Annotated in this window: 14 protein-coding genes and 1 riboswitch; of the genes, 2 read left to right on the top strand and 12 right to left on the bottom strand. The window is 43.9% G+C overall.

Going from position 1 to position 17,230, the window contains the following annotated elements:
• Position 1: 1 nt before the first annotated feature.
• The 4 genes from ABE28_RS02285 to ABE28_RS25395 all read right to left on the bottom strand — a co-directional run bounded on the left by ABE28_RS02285 (position 2) and on the right by ABE28_RS25395 (position 6,338).
• The gene (locus tag ABE28_RS02285; protein WP_064462331.1) at positions 2-1,504 is read right to left on the bottom strand and encodes a sugar ABC transporter ATP-binding protein; all 1,503 of its coding nucleotides are present in this window, start codon (positions 1,502-1,504) and stop codon (positions 2-4) included.
• A gap of 57 nt (positions 1,505-1,561) precedes the next feature.
• Positions 1,562-2,674 carry a sugar ABC transporter substrate-binding protein gene (locus tag ABE28_RS02280; RefSeq protein WP_064462329.1) on the bottom strand — a complete coding sequence of 371 codons (1,113 nt, stop codon included), beginning with the start codon at positions 2,672-2,674 and terminating at the stop codon, positions 1,562-1,564.
• A gap of 114 nt (positions 2,675-2,788) precedes the next feature.
• Positions 2,789-2,894, bottom strand: a riboswitch (SAM riboswitch).
• A gap of 97 nt (positions 2,895-2,991) precedes the next feature.
• Positions 2,992-5,733, bottom strand: a complete 2,742-nt coding sequence (locus ABE28_RS02275; RefSeq protein WP_257390681.1) for a GTPase domain-containing protein — start codon at positions 5,731-5,733, stop codon at positions 2,992-2,994.
• Between the two features lie 431 nt (positions 5,734-6,164).
• On the bottom strand, positions 6,165-6,338 hold the full coding sequence (locus tag ABE28_RS25395) for a hypothetical protein (RefSeq protein ID WP_164468807.1): 174 nt from the start codon (positions 6,336-6,338) through the stop codon (positions 6,165-6,167).
• 256 nt (positions 6,339-6,594) lie between these two features.
• Between ABE28_RS25395 and ABE28_RS02270 the strand changes: the two genes are divergently transcribed.
• Entirely contained in the window at positions 6,595-7,527 is a 933-nt protein-coding gene (locus ABE28_RS02270) for an aldo/keto reductase (RefSeq protein ID WP_064462327.1), read from the top strand.
• Between the two features lie 244 nt (positions 7,528-7,771).
• On the top strand, positions 7,772-8,479 hold the full coding sequence (rluF, locus tag ABE28_RS02265) for a 23S rRNA pseudouridine(2604) synthase RluF (RefSeq protein WP_064462325.1): 708 nt from the start codon (positions 7,772-7,774) through the stop codon (positions 8,477-8,479).
• Positions 8,480-8,772: 293 nt separating this feature from the next.
• Here rluF and ABE28_RS02260 read toward each other — a convergent pair whose 3' ends face one another.
• The 8 genes from ABE28_RS02260 to ABE28_RS02225 form a co-directional block, all read right to left on the bottom strand.
• Positions 8,773-9,741, bottom strand: coding sequence for a sugar phosphate isomerase/epimerase family protein (locus ABE28_RS02260; protein ID WP_064462323.1), 969 nt, complete (start codon positions 9,739-9,741; stop codon positions 8,773-8,775).
• A gap of 21 nt (positions 9,742-9,762) precedes the next feature.
• Positions 9,763-10,803, bottom strand: coding sequence for a Gfo/Idh/MocA family protein (locus ABE28_RS02255; protein ID WP_064462322.1), 1,041 nt, complete (start codon positions 10,801-10,803; stop codon positions 9,763-9,765).
• Positions 10,804-10,820: 17 nt separating this feature from the next.
• Positions 10,821-11,843, bottom strand: coding sequence for a Gfo/Idh/MocA family protein (locus tag ABE28_RS02250; protein ID WP_064462320.1), 1,023 nt, complete (start codon positions 11,841-11,843; stop codon positions 10,821-10,823).
• A gap of 13 nt (positions 11,844-11,856) precedes the next feature.
• Complete coding sequence (locus tag ABE28_RS02245) at positions 11,857-12,585, bottom strand: ThuA domain-containing protein (protein ID WP_064462318.1); 729 nt, start codon at positions 12,583-12,585, stop codon at positions 11,857-11,859.
• Between the two features lie 192 nt (positions 12,586-12,777).
• Positions 12,778-13,821 (bottom strand): LacI family DNA-binding transcriptional regulator, encoded by a 1,044-nt coding sequence (locus ABE28_RS02240; protein ID WP_064462317.1) that lies wholly within the window; start codon positions 13,819-13,821, stop codon positions 12,778-12,780.
• 57 nt (positions 13,822-13,878) lie between these two features.
• Positions 13,879-14,697 (bottom strand): carbohydrate ABC transporter permease, encoded by an 819-nt coding sequence (locus ABE28_RS02235; RefSeq protein ID WP_064462315.1) that lies wholly within the window; start codon positions 14,695-14,697, stop codon positions 13,879-13,881.
• A complete protein-coding gene (locus ABE28_RS02230; protein WP_064462313.1) occupies positions 14,697-15,557 on the bottom strand; it encodes a carbohydrate ABC transporter permease in 861 nt (286 codons plus the stop codon). The genes ABE28_RS02235 and ABE28_RS02230 overlap by 1 nt, the downstream gene beginning before the upstream one ends.
• Before the next feature lie 123 nt (positions 15,558-15,680).
• Entirely contained in the window at positions 15,681-16,973 is a 1,293-nt protein-coding gene (locus tag ABE28_RS02225; RefSeq protein ID WP_064462311.1) for an ABC transporter substrate-binding protein, read from the bottom strand.
• Between the last annotated feature and the right edge of the window lie 257 nt (positions 16,974-17,230).

The following is a 17,230-nucleotide window of genomic DNA, read 5'->3' as shown; positions in this document are numbered from 1 at the left end:
CCTATTCTCCTCCTGTTGAATAGTATAGTAGTTCTTCTTCATTGGTTTTATTGGTTTTTAGTTCGATTACTGTGCTTCCATCGTATAACACATATGTCCGATTCGTAATCCCTATGATTTCGGAAAGCTCGGAGGATGCATATATTATTGCTTTCCCATTTCTGGCAAGCTTCGCAATCAAGTGGAATATATCCTTTTTGGCACCAACATCGACACCTTTTGTCGGTTCATCGAATATGTATACATCCGCATCGGCTATAAGCCATTTTCCTATGGCGACCTTTTGCTGATTGCCGCCTGAGAGATGCTCGACCCTTGCTTCACCCGATGGCGTTTTAATGCCGAGACTAGCGATCATCTCCGTCGCTTTTTCCTTTTCCGCCTTTCGATTGAGGAAACTTAACGTGCTGCTAAATTCACCAAGACTGGCTGCAGTCAGGTTCGACGTCACCGATTCCTGAACGAGGACCCCCTCTTTCCTGCGTTCCTCCGGTACAAGTGCCAAACCGTTTTTTACGGCATCATGCGGTGTTTTCAAGGAAAGCCTTCTGCCATTCAGGATCACTTCGCCAACACGAATGGAAGTATGCCCAAAAAGGACTTTACACAGCTCCGTTTTCCCAGCCCCGACCAACCCTGCCAAGCCAATTATTTCTCCTGCCTTCAAATGCAGGTTCACATCCTTGATCTTCCCTGCATCTGATAATCCCTTCACTTCCAAAACGATGTCACCAATTGCTGCATTCACTTCAGGGAACTGTTCATCCATCGTTTTTCCCAGCATGAGCTCAACCACATCTTTCTGGTTGATATCCCCCGTTTTACGACATGTGACATGCTCTCCGTTCCTCATGATCGTAATATCCTCACAAATCTCAAAGATCTCAGGGAGACGATGGGAGATGAATATGATTCCTACATCCTTTTGCTTCAATTCATTTACAATTCGAAAAAGTTCTGTCGTCTCCCTATGGCTTAACGGAGCAGTCGGTTCATCGAGAATCAAGAATTTGCATTCAGTCGAAACGGCCCTTGCTATTAAAACCATCTGTTTTTGGGCCAAGGTAAGATCTTTTACCAGTTGTTTCGATGAAACATGAATGTTCATATCTTGAAGTATCTGCGCGGCCGCATTATGCAGATTTTTCCATTTTACCAGCTGTTTCTGGCCCATGTTTTGGACCATTTCATTCAGCATTACATTTTCACCAACGGTTAAGTATGGGATGAGTGACGTATCCACCTCCTGATAAACGATCTGAATGCCATGTCCCTGAGCCTCCTTTGGCGAACGGATTTGCCGCTTTATCCCATCCAGATAAATGTCACCTGAATAATGAACATGTGCCCCAGATAAAACTTTCATTAACGTGGATTTTCCTGCCCCGTTTGCGCCGACCAATGCATGAGCCGTCCCTGTCCGTACTGAAAAATCAACATCACTAAGAGCCTTCACTCCGGGAAATTCAATCGAAATGCCCTTCATATCCACTCGTGTGCCCATGTTCATACCCCCTACCTGAACAGACACCCCCCTTCCTAGGAAAGAGAGTGCCTCTTTTTATTTTTTATAGTGAGCTTTCAAGACTTTCATCCAATCTTCTTCAAATTCGCTTGATTCGCCCCAGCCATTAACAATCCCAGATAGGTTTGTCATGTTTACCGCTTCTTTTGAAGCCTGGATTTGCTTTTGTGAAATAAGTGAAGCCTTTAAATCATATGTTTGCGGCGTATCCTCTCCAGCTAATTTTTTTGCCAATATCCTCATATTCACTGCACCGATCAACTTCGGATCGACTGCTGCCGTGTAAGCCCACGAGCTATCAGCAGAGTGGATTTCCTGAAGATCTGCGTTCGATACGTCAATTCCGTATATCTTCACCTCTTCACGGCCAGCTTCTTTTATCGCCCGTGCCGCTCCGATAGCAAAAGCATCCCACGTTGCAAAAATGGCATCCAATTCACCTTTAGGATATTTGTTCAGCATTGCGGCGACTGCATTCTGTGTCTGAACAGATGTATCAGCAGATGCCACCCCGAACCTTTCGACTTCTTTTATACCAGGATTCTCTTTCAATTTTTTCTGATAGACGGCATTTCTTCTTACCATCGGGGGAAAACCATCCACCCACAGATAAGCGATTGCCGCTTTACCCTTCTGCTCTTCTATCAATTTATCCAAAGCAAGTGCTGCCAACGCTTCATCGTCCTGTGAAGTTAATGTCACACCTTCTATCTTGGACAGGTCGTTTATCGAATCGAAGGTGACCACGCTTTTTCCTGCATCCACCAGCTTTTGAACGTCATTGACTGTTGCTGCATCATCACCATGGGAGATGATATAGCCGTCATAATCTTGTTGCATAGCCTGGGCTATGGCATCATGGAATTTAGCCGTATCACCATTTGCTGTATATGTATCCACTTGAAACCCCAGGGATTCTCCTTCTTCCTTCGCTCCGGCCAGATACTGGGCCGTATGATCATCCCCGCCAATTTTACGGATTACTTTGATCTTCGCTCCCTGCCCATCGGCAAATCTTTCCGGAACATTTTCAAACGATACCTTTTCTTCTTTCTTCGTCTCTGTTGAACTCTGTCCTGAAGAGCAACCTGTTAAAAGCAAAGCAGAAGCGATAGCTGTAATGAATGTAGCTTTAATGGTCTTTCTCATCCTGTTTCCTCCATGTCATTTTATTATTCTTATCCGTTAAGTTGGTGTAAATCCTAAAATAAAAACCTCTCTAGTAATAGAGAGGTTTAATCAGCTGTTTGCGGACTTGTCCCTCTCTTATCTGTCAAAACATTTCTGTTTTGCAGGATTTAGCACCAATTCCTAATGGAACGGTTGCTGGGCATCTTAGGGCCAGTCCCTCCGCCACTCTTGATAAGAGAATATAATGTGTTACGTTTTTCGTAATTACCACTTTATAGGGATATAGTCGTAAAGTCAATAGATTTTTGAATATTTAAAATGTTCGTCGTGACTATTTATTTTCTTTGCAGTTGAGCTAGACGCTTTTTCTCGATTTTTTCAAGCTTCTCCAGCTGGCGCAATTTCACTTCGAACAGCGTGATAGGGTCACGGTACACTTCCGGATTTTCCTTCATATGCTCCAATGCTGCCTGGTAGTCTTTAATTTCAGTCTGCGTTTGCTCTATCGTTTTTTGCAGTAAGGCAAATGAACTGCGATAGAAAAGTGAGATGTCCCGATCCAAGGATTTTTCAAACAGGCCGAATTGGGTCAGGAAGCGTTCCGTGATCATCTCCGCTACATCCTGATAATCTTCGCCTTCCAAGTATTTCTTATAACGGTTGTACATATTGGCTTTATTTTGCGGAATCGCCCCAAATAGTTTTCCTGCGCCTTTAAGCAGCAGCTGCGATGGTGTCCTGCGCAATAAAATATTGACGTTTTCAATGCGGATGCTGCTAGTCATCCGATCCGCATCACGGCGCCAGTCATCCAGTACCCTGAAGTCCCCGGCAAGCATGATCCGTTCTTCTTTGTACAATTCATTGAACCCCGAACTCATCTCATCCATAAACTGTTGGCTTTGTGTGAATTCCATTTGGGAACTGGCAATCCAATCTTGCAGCGAACGGTAATATTGAGGCATGATTTTATCAGATATGAGGGCTTGGATCCGATCATTCATTTCCTGATTTAACTCAATATGAACCTGACTGAAATCACTGCTTTCCGTTAACGATTTGGAACAGTCCCTCAGTAATTCGGGAATTTTAGAAGAAAGCTGATTTTTCACTTCATCCTTGAGCAAACGGTATGCCCTGATGATATTTTCACTTTTTTCTTTTTCCAAATCTCCCAGCTGGTTGACGGCACCATTAAGCTTGACCTCCATCTGTTCATTCCAAGATATGGAATGCTCGCATTTCCGCTCGTTGGCCGCTCGTTTTTCTAACAGGTAAGATAATGTTTTGCGAATGAAGGCAAGAATTTTTTCAGATCTTCTCTCCATCCAATTACCATCATGGTAATTCGTTTGAAGGAATGCTGAAAGGTCCTTCAACTGCTGCTTGCTATCATATAGCTTGGAGAAAGCAAATACTTTCGCATGCGGGAAATATGCATTCACCTTATCCCACGTTTCGTCTTCCATCCGCACTGCCACTTGATCGCTGTAGATCGTATCCATCTTATTCAATAAGAAATGGATCGGCAGCTTTGGAGCCAGTTTTTGAATCTCCAATAACAGATCCCGCTCACTGCCTGTGAAAGGGGCACGGGCATCAAGGACGAACAATAGGCCATCACTGCCATGCAAGTAGCCCTGGAAATCCGATTCCACGCTTTTTTCCCCATTGAATCCTGGTGTATCCAAGAGGCGCAAGCGATTATTCTTCAGATAATCACTAATAAGAGTAACATCGACAATCGTCCCGCGCTGACGGCGAGTTTCATCCAAATCCGTTAGTTCCAAAACAGCCTTGCGCTCCGTGTCGGTGATTTCGAGGATTTCCAAATCATCCCCGTCTTTAACACTGACCAAGGAAGAATGATCTTCGGCGGCTATACTTTCGCCGACAATGGACTGGATGAAGGATGTCTTGCCATTGCCTGCACTCCCCACAAGCAGGAGATTGAAGTTGCCGGTATCATTAAGCCCCTCGACCATCCACTTCAGCTTGTTGCCAACCTTTAAATCGTTCTCTTCAGCCCATTGGATAATCGAATGGAACAGTCTTTCACCCGCTTCGAGCCCGCCACCCAATTTAGGGGACTTCGCCAACAGGCTTTCTGCGTCCTGAATGACTAGCGCATTAATCGTATCAGGGAAAATTTCATTCCAGGACAACGCGGAGGCTGCTGCAAACAACGAAAGCTCCCCATCTGCGATTTTCAACCAGTTTTCCAGCAGTCTTGGCACGACAGGACTCAGATCCTTGATCAAATGCGTTCCTTCCAACAGCCCTGCATAAGCATCTCGGTATAGGGCTGTAAGCTCTTCCCAGACATCTCCTTGGCTTAATTCAATCGTATCTATCAAGTTATTGATCACTTTTAGCCATTCGAAATAGAAGTCGGTATATTTATAATTTTTCCAAAGGACAACCGTCATCTTTTCGAAACGATCCTGGTCGAGCGCATATAGCGAACCTAGTACCGTTGAAAAATAATCCGGGGCAACAGATTGAGCGACACCCTGCTGGATATATGTTTTCAGTACATCGAACCAGCTCATCGATTGTGTACGGATACTTTCGTCCGAAGCTAGAACGACAGCACTGTTCCAATCCTTTTGTTCTTCAAAAAAGGCGCGTGCGATTTCCGTGACATTCGGGTAATCCGGTTGAAACTCTACGGCTTCCTTCACGACTTTTGACGCCAGGTCATTTCTTGATTCCACTATGTAAAGGGAAAACAATTGCAACAGAACCTCCGTTTTCAACACCGCTTCAGCGGTATCGACGGATTTATAGATATCTTCTGCCGTTGAATACATTTCCAGTTCAAAATATGCATCAGCTATATTCTTCTTCGCCCACGATCCCAGTTCACCTTCAATGTTTTCCCATTTGAAAATGGCAGCTTCATAGTCATGGTGCTGAAAGTATACTTCTCCTTGTGCATATCGAATGGCGGTTAAGTCCGCTCTTTCCTTTTTTTGTTCCACGAGAAACATTTCACCTAAAGCTAGAATCGGATGCTTCGATACATCCTCGATCATCGTTTCATAATACTTTTTTTCGATTAGACGTTCGTCCATCTTTATTCCCCCGATATATTTCATATTTTCAATTAAAGGATGTTCACTGATTTGCTTAAGCCTTCCTGGAGCTTTTCGCGCAAAGAGCTCTATACGTTCCTTTAGTTAAGAAAATTATTTTCAAAACCTTAAAATATTATTTTAACAAAACAATATGGTAACAAGATGTCACCACTCTTACAATTTTAAAACAGAACCGATCGCCATTGTAATGATTTTAATAAACCGTTACAGAGAAGTCATTTCCATATTCGAGAAAATTTGTTTTATTTGATCCTGATCCATGTGCCACTGGACATCAGACCTAAAATCACTGAAAAACGAATAATGATTCCCACATGAAAAACATAAAAAAGCAGCACCTCTACATCATGAAAGGTCACTGCTCTTTAATAAGCTCCGAACAGTCGTTGTCCCTTGACGAAATAGGATTATACCCCTGTACGCTTACGTTGGTTATTCGGCTTTTTAGTCAACTGGCTTTTAAGCTGTTTCGTTTTCTTCACTACGCCGGTTTCCAATTTATCTTTACTTGAACCTGCTTGCTTTTGAGCCAGTTTTTGTTTGACCGCATCTGCCAGGCTTAACTTTTTATTTTCAGACATACTGTTATCTCCTTTAGTGTTCTGCCTTCTATTATAATATAGTTGCGGTTAGAAAGATAATAGGGAGTTATTCCAGGTCCTTTTATCCCCGATAAAAGAAGGTTCGCCAACTGGTGACTAATTTCCTGCTCCTCCATGACGATAAATGGGGCTGCGAACGTTTTTATAGACTATTTTCTTTGCGTTTCACATTGCTTTATTTTGGAAATCTTCACCGGCTTTTTGTTATGATGAGTGAAAGGAGATGATAAGCAGTATGTCGAAGCAAACCCGTATTGGCAAAACAGATTTGTACGTTAATCCGATTGGCCTTGGCACGAATGCCATTGGCGGACATAACCTATTTCCCAATTTAAGCGAGGATACCGGAAGGGATGTCTTAAGAACGGCACTTGAAGAGGAAATTAACTTTTGGGACACAGCCTTCATTTACGGTCCTGAGCGATCAGAAGAACTTATCGGGGAAATTCTTAAAGAGACGGGCAAACGTGAAAACGTAGTCCTTGCCACTAAAGGAGCCCATAAATTCATCGATGGCAAAGTCGTCCTAGATAATTCTCCCGCCTTCCTGAAAAATGCCGTGGACTCGAGCTTAAAAAGACTTCAAACCGAATATATCGACTTATTCTACATCCATTTCCCTGATGAAGGCACACCAAAGGATGAAGCGGTAGGTGCCTTGAAGGAATTGAAGGATGCCGGGAAAATCAAGGCAATCGGCGTTTCCAATTTTACGTTCGAGCAATTAAAAGAAGCGAATAAAGACGGCTATGTCGATGTCCTGCAATCCGAATATAACTTATTCAAACGCGAAGCGGAGCTGGACTTGCTGCCATATACAGCTGAAAACAATATCTCTTTCATTCCCTATTTCCCCTTAGCTTCCGGCCTGCTTGGCGGTAAATATAATCAAGAATCAAAATTCGATGATGGACGCGCACAAAGTCCACTCTTCCAAGGACAGGAGTTTGTAAGCAACTTGCAAAAAGTGGAAGAAGTCCGCACCATCGCACGCAGAAAGAATGCCGATGTCGCCGACGTCGTCCTTGCTTGGTATTTAACCCGGCACTCGATCGATGTCCTCATTCCCGGAGCAAAAAAACCGGAACAGGTGACACGCAACTTGAAGGCATTGGATGTCGAGCTAACGATGGATGAAATAGCCGAAATCAGCGCCATCTTTGCTTGATCGCGATTTTAACAGATAGGGAAAAGCTGTTCAGCTCAGGCTGAGCAGCTTTTTTCATTAGATTCAAGCTAGAGCTAAAATGAATATTTAATTGTCTATTTGACAAGTAAAAAGAAAACGTCATATCGCCCTGTTACGAAAACCGGGTAATAAATACTCGGAAAATCTCATCAGCCCTTGTCTATCGAGCATGATTTACGTTATCCTTTAAGGAAGAAAATTCGAATGAAAAGGTGTGCTTTAGTTGAGGATCAATAAATATATTAGTGAATCAGGAATTACCTCGAGACGAGGCGCAGATAAATGGATAGCCGAGGGCCGCGTTACGATTAACGGAGCTGTAGCTGAGCTCGGCAGTCAAGCCCAACTGGGTGATGATGTTCGCGTGGACGGCAAACCGATAAAAGTGGAACAGCAAAATGTCTACATTGCCTTGAATAAGCCGATCGGGATTACCAGTACGACGGAAAAACATATTAAAGGAAACATTGTTGATTTTGTCAACCATCCGCTCCGCATTTTCCATATCGGCCGACTCGACAAAGACTCAAGCGGACTGATCCTGCTTACGAATGACGGAGATATCGTAAATGAAATCCTGCGTGCAGAGAACAAACATGAAAAAGAATACATCGTAACTGTGGATAAGCCGCTTACCGCTACATTCGTTAAAGAAATGTCATCTGGTGTAGAGATTTTGGATACGAAGACACTTCCTTGTAAAGTTAAGCAGTTGACCAAATATACATTCAACATCACCTTGATGCAAGGACTGAACAGACAAATCCGCCGTATGTGTTCAGCTTTAGGCTATGAAGTCCGTGATTTACACCGAATCCGAATCATGAACATCCATTTAGATGGACTGGCGCTCGGACAATGGCGTGACCTGACCGAAGATGAACTAAAGGATCTATTTACCGAATTGAACTATAAACCTAGGCAAAGATGAACAGCAGAGATGCCCCAATAATGGGGCATCTTTTATTTGTATCTTCACTCGTAAGCTTGGTATCCACAGATTAAATCGGGTGTTTTCTTATGATAGTCCACAATTTACTGCTTGTTCTTGGGATTTCGGGACGTTTGTTCTTGAGTTTAGGATGTTAACGCACGAGCTTTGGGGTTTACTCGTTAATTCGGGGCTTTACTCGCGAGTTTGCCCGCTTTACTCGCCAATTCAATCATTTCGCTCATTCAGACATAAATATAAAGCAGCCTGCTTGAGGCTGCTTTAATCATGTATTATACCCACCATAATTCAGTGGGGCTTTCATTGATGAGGACTGTTTTCAAATTGGTCACTGCCCGTTGGAACCCTTCTTCGACTGACATCAGCGGATCTTCGTGCTCGATGCTGACGACATAGTCGTATCCGTATGTACGGAGGGCGCTCATGATATCGGACCATTCTTGCAGGCTGTGTCCGCATCCTACCGAGCGGAAATTCCAGGCACGACTCTGGACATTTCCGTATGGCTGCATATCGGTTAATCCATACATGTTGATGTTATCCTGATCCAGGTACGTGTCTTTGGCATGGAAGTGATAGATGGCTCCCGCCTTGCCGAGAATCTTGATGGCGCCGACCGGCTCGATGCCCTGCCACCAAAGATGGCTTGGATCTAGGTTAGCTCCAATTGCATCTGATGTAGCTTCACGCAGTTTTAGCAAGGTATGAGGTGTGTGAACGAGAAATCCGCCATGCAGCTCAAGTCCGATCTTAATATGATGTTCATCGGCTATGGCTGCAACTCTTTTCCAGTAGGGAATTAGTTTTTCCTCCCACTGCCATTTCAGCACTTCCGAATACTCATTCGGCCAAGGTGCGACTGGCCAGTTCGGATGTTTTGCCCCCTCATGATCACCAGCAGTACCTGAAAAGGTATTGACGACAGGGACGTTGAGTAAGGATGCAAGCTTAATCGTTTTGATCAATGTTTCGTCACTTTCTTTAGCGAATGCTTCATCCGGTGAGATTGGATTGCCGTGACAGCTGAATGCACTGATCGACAATCCTCTTGATTGAATGGCTTCCAAGTATTTTTGACGTTTTTCTTCACTTTCCAAAAGCTCATCGAGGGGACAGTGGATATTCCCTGGATACCCGCCTGTACCGATTTCGACTGTTTTCAATCCAGAATCCGCCACATAATCAAGCATATCCTCGAATGATTTTTGAGCAAATAACACTGTAAAGATTCCTAACTTCACAAGCCCCACCTCACCTTTTATTTAGTTTATGCTCATGACCTTCCCACTTGCCGAGCTTTGATATATGGCTTCGATTATTTTTGAAACTTTCATGGCCTCCGCTGGCTTTACCAAAGGTTCCGCCAGCCCCAAGCAGCTATTGATGAAGTTCTCCGCCTGTTGCAAGTCTGGTGTATCCTCCCCAGGCATCCAAACGGCTTCACTGTTTAAAAGCATGCCATGCTTAGCCTGGTTCAGGACTAACGGGAATACATCCAGCCCGCCCTGCGTTCCGGATAAGCTCAAAACTGTCGCTTCTTCACGAATATTCGCGGCCCAAGAGGTTTCGAATAATAAGGATGCTCCGTTGGCAAATTTGATATACGCCGTGGCATGGTCATCGACTTCAAATACCGACGCATCGAAATTTCCCCATAGATTGACCTGATCGACTCCCTTACTGACATAATTATATGTCGAGCCCACGATTTCAATCGGTTCTGGATCATCCATGAGCCATAGGGCCAAGTCAAGCAAATGGCAACCATAATCGATCACGCTTCCCCCGCCTTGCAATTCCTTGCTCGTGAATACTCCCCAGCCAGGGACTTTGCGCCGTCTGATTGCCTGTACACGCGCTACATAGGGCTCGCCGATTTCCCCTGCCTGAATCATTTTCTTGGCGGCCTGTGCTTCCTTCATGAAACGGTAATGATATGCGGTCGACAGCACTTTACCTGATAGATTGGCAGCCTCGGTTATAGCCTTGCATTCCTCAGTCGTAATGGCCATCGGTTTTTCGCAGAGCACATGTACGCCCGCTTGCAGGGCCGCAATCGAAATCTCCGCATGGAATTTGTTTGGTGTTGCAATCGTAACCGCATCGACCTCTGCAAACATTTCTTCGTAGTTGGTGAAGACTTTCTCGATATGAAATTCCCTTGCTACATCTCTAGCCTTCGATTCGTCTATATCATGGATGGCGTATAATACTACCTTGTCTTGAAATTTTTGAAAAGCTGGGATATGCCTTTTTTGGGCAATTCCGCCAGCACCGATAATACCCATTTTCAATTTGTACATGATGATCGTTAACCCCTTTATAAGCGGATGATTTTTCGGGTTGCATTTGATTCCATCGCGCCAAGAATGACTTTTAAAGATTTTAATCCTTCCACTCCCGAGACTAGGGGCTCCTCATTGTCCTCCACGCATTTAACGAAATGGCTGATCACTTCCGAGTCATGCTGCCCTTCGGATTCGTTCGTCTGGATGCTTCCTAATTTGACGGTATCCGTCTTTCCATCATCATGATGGATGATCAGTGAATAAGTCGGATCGTCTTCCAGGCGCAATACGGCTTTCTCCGCATAGATGATTGTCGCATTGTCCTCCTTCGCATAAGACCAACTGGCGGTAAGGGTCCCAATGATACCGCTCGCAGTCCGCAGGATACAGGCGGCACTGTCATCGACGTCTGTATTTTTCTTGGCTGTCGTTTCTACAAACGCACCCACCTCAACAAATTCTTCTCCAAGGATATACCTTAATAAATCAGCTTTGTGAACTCCTAAATCTCCCATCGCACCAATGACAGCCTGATCTTTTTTAAAAAACCAGCTTTCTCGCCCGTCCACGCTCCATGTCTCTGGACCGGAATGTCCAAAAGCCGTCCGGAAGCTATAAACCTTCCCAACCTCACCGCTCTCGATGAGCTGTTTTGCTCTTTGATGGGAGGGAACGAATCGCTGATTATGGCCAATCATTAAGGTTTTTCCACTTTTCGCTGCGGCTTCGTTCATTTTTTCCGCGTCATCTAATGAAGTGGCCATCGGTTTTTCACAAAGCACATGCTTGCCTGCTTCCAGTGCCGCAATGGTAATGCGTGCATGCAGGTAGTTCGGTGTACATACACTGATTACGTCAATTTCCTCATTCTTCAAAAGTTCTATATAATCAGTATATGCTCGCGCGCCATACCTTTGTGCTGCTGCATTCGCCCTGTCTGGCACAATATCGCAAACGGCGATGATCTCTGTTCGGGGATGTGCTTCATACTCAGGAAAATGCCTATTTTTCGCAATGCTCCCGCATCCAATGACTCCTACCTTCACTTTGCCCATAATGCTCTCTCCTTCACTTCAGCTCTTTATCTGAGATGGTTTCCAACGGTTCGGACCTTCCATAATTCGTCATCATGCCGGACTCCGGCTTGACCCATTTGACGGCATTCTTAATGACGCGCTGTATCTGCGAATTGTGGTAAGTCGGATATGATTCATGGCCTGGTCGGAAATAAAAGATCCTCCCTTTTCCCCGTTGATACGTGCAGCCGCTCCTGAATACTTCCCCACCCTCAAACCAACTCACGAATAATAATTGATCTGGTGCTGGAATATCGAAGTGCTCCCCGTACATCTCTTCCTTCTCTAGCTCTATATATTCTCCGATCCCTTCAACGATCGGGTGGCTGGGATCAATTACCCAGAGTCTTTCCTTCTCGTCAGCCACACGCCATTTCAAATCGCAAGTCGTGCCCATCAATTGTTTGAATATCTTTGAAAAGTGTCCAGAATGGAGAACAATGAGGCCCATTCCCTCGAGGACCCGCTTGTGGACCTTTGCAACGATTTCATCACGCACTTCGTCATGTGCAACATGCCCCCACCAAAGAAGTACATCGGTTTGATTCAGTACTTCTTCCGTCAGCCCATGCTCTGCTTCATCAAGAGTGGCAGTCCTCACTTCAATCTGTTCACTTTGTAAAAAATCAGCAATTGCGCCGTGGATTCCATCAGGATATATTTCAGCGACTTCAGGCTTGGATTTCTCGTGGCGAAACTCATTCCATACAAGGACCCTCATGAATAATCTCCTCCCTGCCTCGTTTGATTATCTAATACCTCATTTTCGTTCACGCAAACGTTTGCGTTTCAATTGATCAATATTTGAACACCTTTCATTTAATCGAATAGTACGAATTATTAAAAATGTTCGTGATAACCTTTATTGTAAATTTTAGTGAATAAAAATCAAGCTTTAATTGAGAAAACATTTCTACATTTTTCTTTTAATTTCCTTTTTGACTGCAAAATGCGACTCACGCTTTATGATTTTGGTAGGAATCCTTATGTTTTTTTCCATCATTTCCGGAGTTGAAATCAAATCGAATACACATTTGGCCGCCTCATATCCAAGCTGATAGGTATGGATATCAACCGTCGTCAGCGGCGTACTTAAGAATTCAATGAATTCGGAATGGTTGAAACAGACGACAGTGACCTGTTGAGGCACTTTTATATTCCTTTCAGCTAGCACTCCGAGCAAAAGAACCGCCAACAAAAGATCGGTAACCAAAAAAGCGGTCGGTGTTGCTTTTGATTCCAGTAAATCGTCAATTGCCTTGATTCCATCGTTCCGATTCAAAGGAATGAGTTTGATGTAATCCGGTGGCACATCCAATCCTGCCTGCTCCACCGCCTGCTGGAATCCCATCAAGCGGTCGGAAATCACCTCAAACTCCGGGCTGCCTCCTAAAAAGGCAATCCGCTCATGTCCAAGCTCGATGACAAACTCAGTTACTTCCATTGCCGCTTGAACATTATCATTATCTATGAAGGTGATGCCGCTCATGTTCGTACTTGGCTTTCCTATCAATACAAACGGAAACCCTTGTTTCAGCAAATACGGTACAACCCTGTCATCCTTCTTCGAGTATAAAACAATCATGCCATCCACTCTTCTGCCTTGCACCATCTTCACGACATCCTCAAAGATGGCATCCTCCGTTTCACCCGTTGTCAAGGAAAGACTGAACCCCTCTTTATTGCAAAAGTCCCCGATTCCACGGATCACCTCAGGAAAAAATGGATTATAAAGTGATTCCTTCGCTGAGCTTTTCATGACGATGCCGATGGCCTTGGTCGACTTTGTGACCAAATTCCTGGCATTTTCGTTCATATGATAACCCATTTCCTTTAATACCTTGCGTACTTTACGCTTTGTCTTTTCACTGATTGCCGGGCTGTTATGGATTACACGCGATACCGTAGATGGAGCGACATTCGCTTTTTTGGCGACGTCCTTTATTGTTACAGACATCTTCATCAACACTCCCCGTCCACCGCATATGGTTTAATATTCCCTATATTTAAATAGTTATTTAACGGCTCCATCCGCAATCCCTTTAATGATTTGCCTCTGAGCAAAAAAGTACGCAATGATGACTGGGATGATGGATAATGTTAGTCCGGCCAGGGCAAGATGCCATTGCTTCGTATATTGTCCGAAAAAGAAGAACAATTTTAGCGGAATGGTCTCAGAGCCTGCGCCGCCAATTACAAGGGAAGGCAGCAAGTAGTCGTTCCATATCCAAATGACATTCAAGATCCCAACGGTTATCGACATCGGCTTCAAGAGTGGAAAGATGATATGCCAGAAAACTTGAAAACGGTTTGCACCATCGATTTTTGCCGCTTCATCCAACGAGATGGGAATTCCCTTCAATGTACCATGATAGAGGAATATGGAAAGACTGCAGCCAAATCCCAAATACATGAAAATCAATCCCGCCTTATTCAGCATCCCAAACTGACCGAATTGGGCAACTAGCGGTATCATAACCGACTGAAAAGGAATCAGCATCGCTGCTACAAACACGAAGAAAAGCAAGGAGCTTATTTTACTTTTATTTCGTGAAAGTGCATAAGCTGCCATCGCCGAAAAGATGATGATGATGACGACGCTCACACCCGATATCAATAAAGAATTGAATAAAGTCCGGAGAAAATCCAGCTGTTCGAAGGCTTGAACGAAGTTCTCGAATGTCCAGGCCGAAGGCAGACCAAGTGTATCGGCAAAAATATCACGCTTCATTTTAAATGCATTCACAATCATTAAATAAAATGGAGTGAGCCATAATATCGCCAAAATGAAGCCAATGCTGCCAAGCAGCCACAATTTCCATTTTTCCCTCATTACAGCTCTACCTCCCTTTTCTTGTTGATATACACTTGCGTCAATGAAACGACCGCCACGATCACGAAAAAGATAACCGCTTTTGCCTGTGCATAGGCCATGTCATTTTCCGTGAAGGCCGATTTCACGATATTCATCGCGACCATTTCCGTTGAATTATAAGGAGCACCGTTCGTCAACGAAAGATTTTGATCATAAATCTTGAACGAATGGGACAGCGTCAAAAACAGACTGACGGTAAATGCCGGTGCTACAAGCGGAAAGGTAATATGGCGGAAACGCTGGAAGGTGTTGGCACCATCGATTTTTGCCGCCTCGATCAAGTCTTCAGGAACGGCCTGCAAATAGGCGATATAGATGATCATGATATATCCCGCCATTTGCCAGGAAGTTAATATGATCAAGCCCCAAAACCCGGTGTCAGTCGTTGACAGCCAGCCATTGAATGCTTCTATGCCTGTTAAATCACCGATTGCTCCGAAGACTTTGATGAATATGAACTGCCAGATAAACCCGAGGATCAAGCCGCCAATTAAATTGGGCATAAAGAAAACGGTCCGCAGGATATTGCTTGATTTGATTTTCGAAGTCACGATAAGGGCCAAACTTAATCCAATGATATTGATGACCACGATTGCGGCTACGGAAAATTTGATGGTGAACCAGAAAGTATCCAGGAACCCTTTATCGGTGAACAAATCAATATAGTTCTTGAGCCCGATGAAGTCCGGGGTTCCAAGGCCGTTCCAATTCGTAAAGGAATAGTAAAAACCATAGATAAGCGGCACAATCACCACCAATATGAGTGCTGCAAGAACAGGTGTCAAAAACAGCCAATATGCGGCATCCCGATTTCTCAACGGAACCGACCTCCTTAAGAAGAAATAATGTAGGTAGCTTTGTTTATAATCAGCGGTTGGATGCAATCCAATCAGGAACAACCAATCGACATGCTTTCATGCCGATTGGTCATTTTCAAGCCATTATTTACTACGGATCTTTTCCCAGTTTTCAATGTTCTGTTTAACGAATTCTTCCCATGTCAGCTTTCCGGTTACGTATTTTTGGACGCTGGCACCAAGTTCATCATTCCAGCCGACAGGATATCCGTTAAACACCCAGCCTGTCGTATTTCCTGCTTGGGAATATTTATAGATTTCCTTAGAAATTGGATCGGCTATCTTTTCCACGTCATATCCTTCATAAGCAGGAATGAATTTGAAATCTTCCAGGACGGCTTTTTTCCCTTCGTCGGATGTATACATCCAATCAAGGAACTTCTTCGCTTCCTTCTGTACCTTTTCATCGGATTTCTTGTTCACTGCCCAATAGTTCGGGACGCCGACCGGCATACCCGTAGCTTTTTCACCATTAGGAATCGGGATGATGCCAATTCCTTTTTCCGCTAGCTCGGGATCCATATCGTACACGGTGTTATACACCCAGTTTCCTTGCTGAATGATTGCAACCTTTTCCAACGAGAACAATTCTTCCACTTGTTGAGAGTAATCAAGACTCGCTGTCGGCTGGACGGAATATTTATTTTGGATATCGACAAGTTGCTTGAACTTATCGCCATCCGTAAATTTAACAGTAGGGGATTTGCTAGCTTCCAATACATTCCCGTCGAACTCCGGAGCTAAAAACACATTGGATAAGTGATTACCTGTCACCCACTTCTCTTTGACCGGATAGGCGAAAACCGCATCAAGCTTCAATTTATCCTTCTGTGAATCGATTTTCTTGACCGCTGCCTCGAGCGCTGAATAGCTTGTGAGTTGTTCAGGGTCAATTCCGGCTTCTTTAAAGATACGCTTGTTATAAATCAAGCCGTACCCTTCTTGGTTGAATGGAAGTCCGAGAATCTGCCCGTCCTCTTTCACACCATCCAAAGTGCCATCAAGGGCAGCTTTTGCCGCTTTCGTATCCTTTAAATCTAATAATCTATCTCTATATTGTTCGACATCCACCGGCCCGCCAATGTTAAAAACGGCTGGTTCTTCACCCGAAGCGAATTTTGCCGTAATGGCTGATTTATAATCATTTCCGCCGCCGACTGTCGATATTTTGATTTTCACACCTGGGTTTTCTTTTTCATACTGCTTGGCCAAAGCCTCGAATTGCGATTTGAATTCTACCTTGAATTGAAATACATCAAGAGTCACATCATCCTTAGAGCCGCCGTCCCCGCCCGTTGAAGAAGAACACCCAGCCAGAATCACACTGAATATCAATAAAATAGAAAAGATTCCCCCGTACCATTTTTTACGCTTCATGCCTACCGACTCCCCCTTATTCATAAAATTCATGCAATTTAAAGAAAACGTTTGCATAAAAAAAGAAAATAAAAATCTTTTAATCTATCATATATACAAACTATCCTGACTCTTTACACCACCTCCTCAAACGGTTCCTTTGCAAACGTTTACATTTATGCGCTTTATATTACCACCAAATCCCACACTTTTCAATATTTTTGAATATTTTTGCAAAAAAAGGATTAAATAAGATGATATAACTTATTTATATGATT

The organism is Peribacillus muralis (assembly GCF_001645685.2).
Classification (GTDB): Bacteria; Bacillota; Bacilli; order Bacillales; family DSM-1321; genus Peribacillus; species Peribacillus muralis_A.
The sequence above is the reverse complement of the archived record's forward strand: the minus strand, read 5'-3'. Positions and strand labels throughout refer to the sequence as shown.

What these genes read in the sequence shown, in the direction of transcription:
- ABE28_RS02285 (WP_064462331.1), bottom strand. Translation starts at nt 1,504, where the DNA reads ATGGGCACACGAGTGGATATGAAGGGCATTTCGATTGAATTTCCCGGA.
- ABE28_RS02280 (WP_064462329.1), bottom strand. Translation starts at nt 2,674, where the DNA reads ATGAGAAAGACCATTAAAGCTACATTCATTACAGCTATCGCTTCTGCT.
- ABE28_RS02275 (WP_257390681.1), bottom strand. Translation starts at nt 5,733, where the DNA reads ATGGACGAACGTCTAATCGAAAAAAAGTATTATGAAACGATGATCGAG.
- ABE28_RS25395 (WP_164468807.1), bottom strand. Translation starts at nt 6,338, where the DNA reads ATGTCTGAAAATAAAAAGTTAAGCCTGGCAGATGCGGTCAAACAAAAA.
- ABE28_RS02270 (WP_064462327.1), top strand. Translation starts at nt 6,595, where the DNA reads ATGTCGAAGCAAACCCGTATTGGCAAAACAGATTTGTACGTTAATCCG.
- ABE28_RS02255 (WP_064462322.1), bottom strand. Translation starts at nt 10,803, where the DNA reads ATGTACAAATTGAAAATGGGTATTATCGGTGCTGGCGGAATTGCCCAA.
- ABE28_RS02250 (WP_064462320.1), bottom strand. Translation starts at nt 11,843, where the DNA reads ATGGGCAAAGTGAAGGTAGGAGTCATTGGATGCGGGAGCATTGCGAAA.
- ABE28_RS02245 (WP_064462318.1), bottom strand. Translation starts at nt 12,585, where the DNA reads ATGAGGGTCCTTGTATGGAATGAGTTTCGCCACGAGAAATCCAAGCCT.
- ABE28_RS02240 (WP_064462317.1), bottom strand. Translation starts at nt 13,821, where the DNA reads ATGTCTGTAACAATAAAGGACGTCGCCAAAAAAGCGAATGTCGCTCCA.
- ABE28_RS02235 (WP_064462315.1), bottom strand. Translation starts at nt 14,697, where the DNA reads ATGAGGGAAAAATGGAAATTGTGGCTGCTTGGCAGCATTGGCTTCATT.
- ABE28_RS02225 (WP_064462311.1), bottom strand. Translation starts at nt 16,973, where the DNA reads ATGAAGCGTAAAAAATGGTACGGGGGAATCTTTTCTATTTTATTGATA.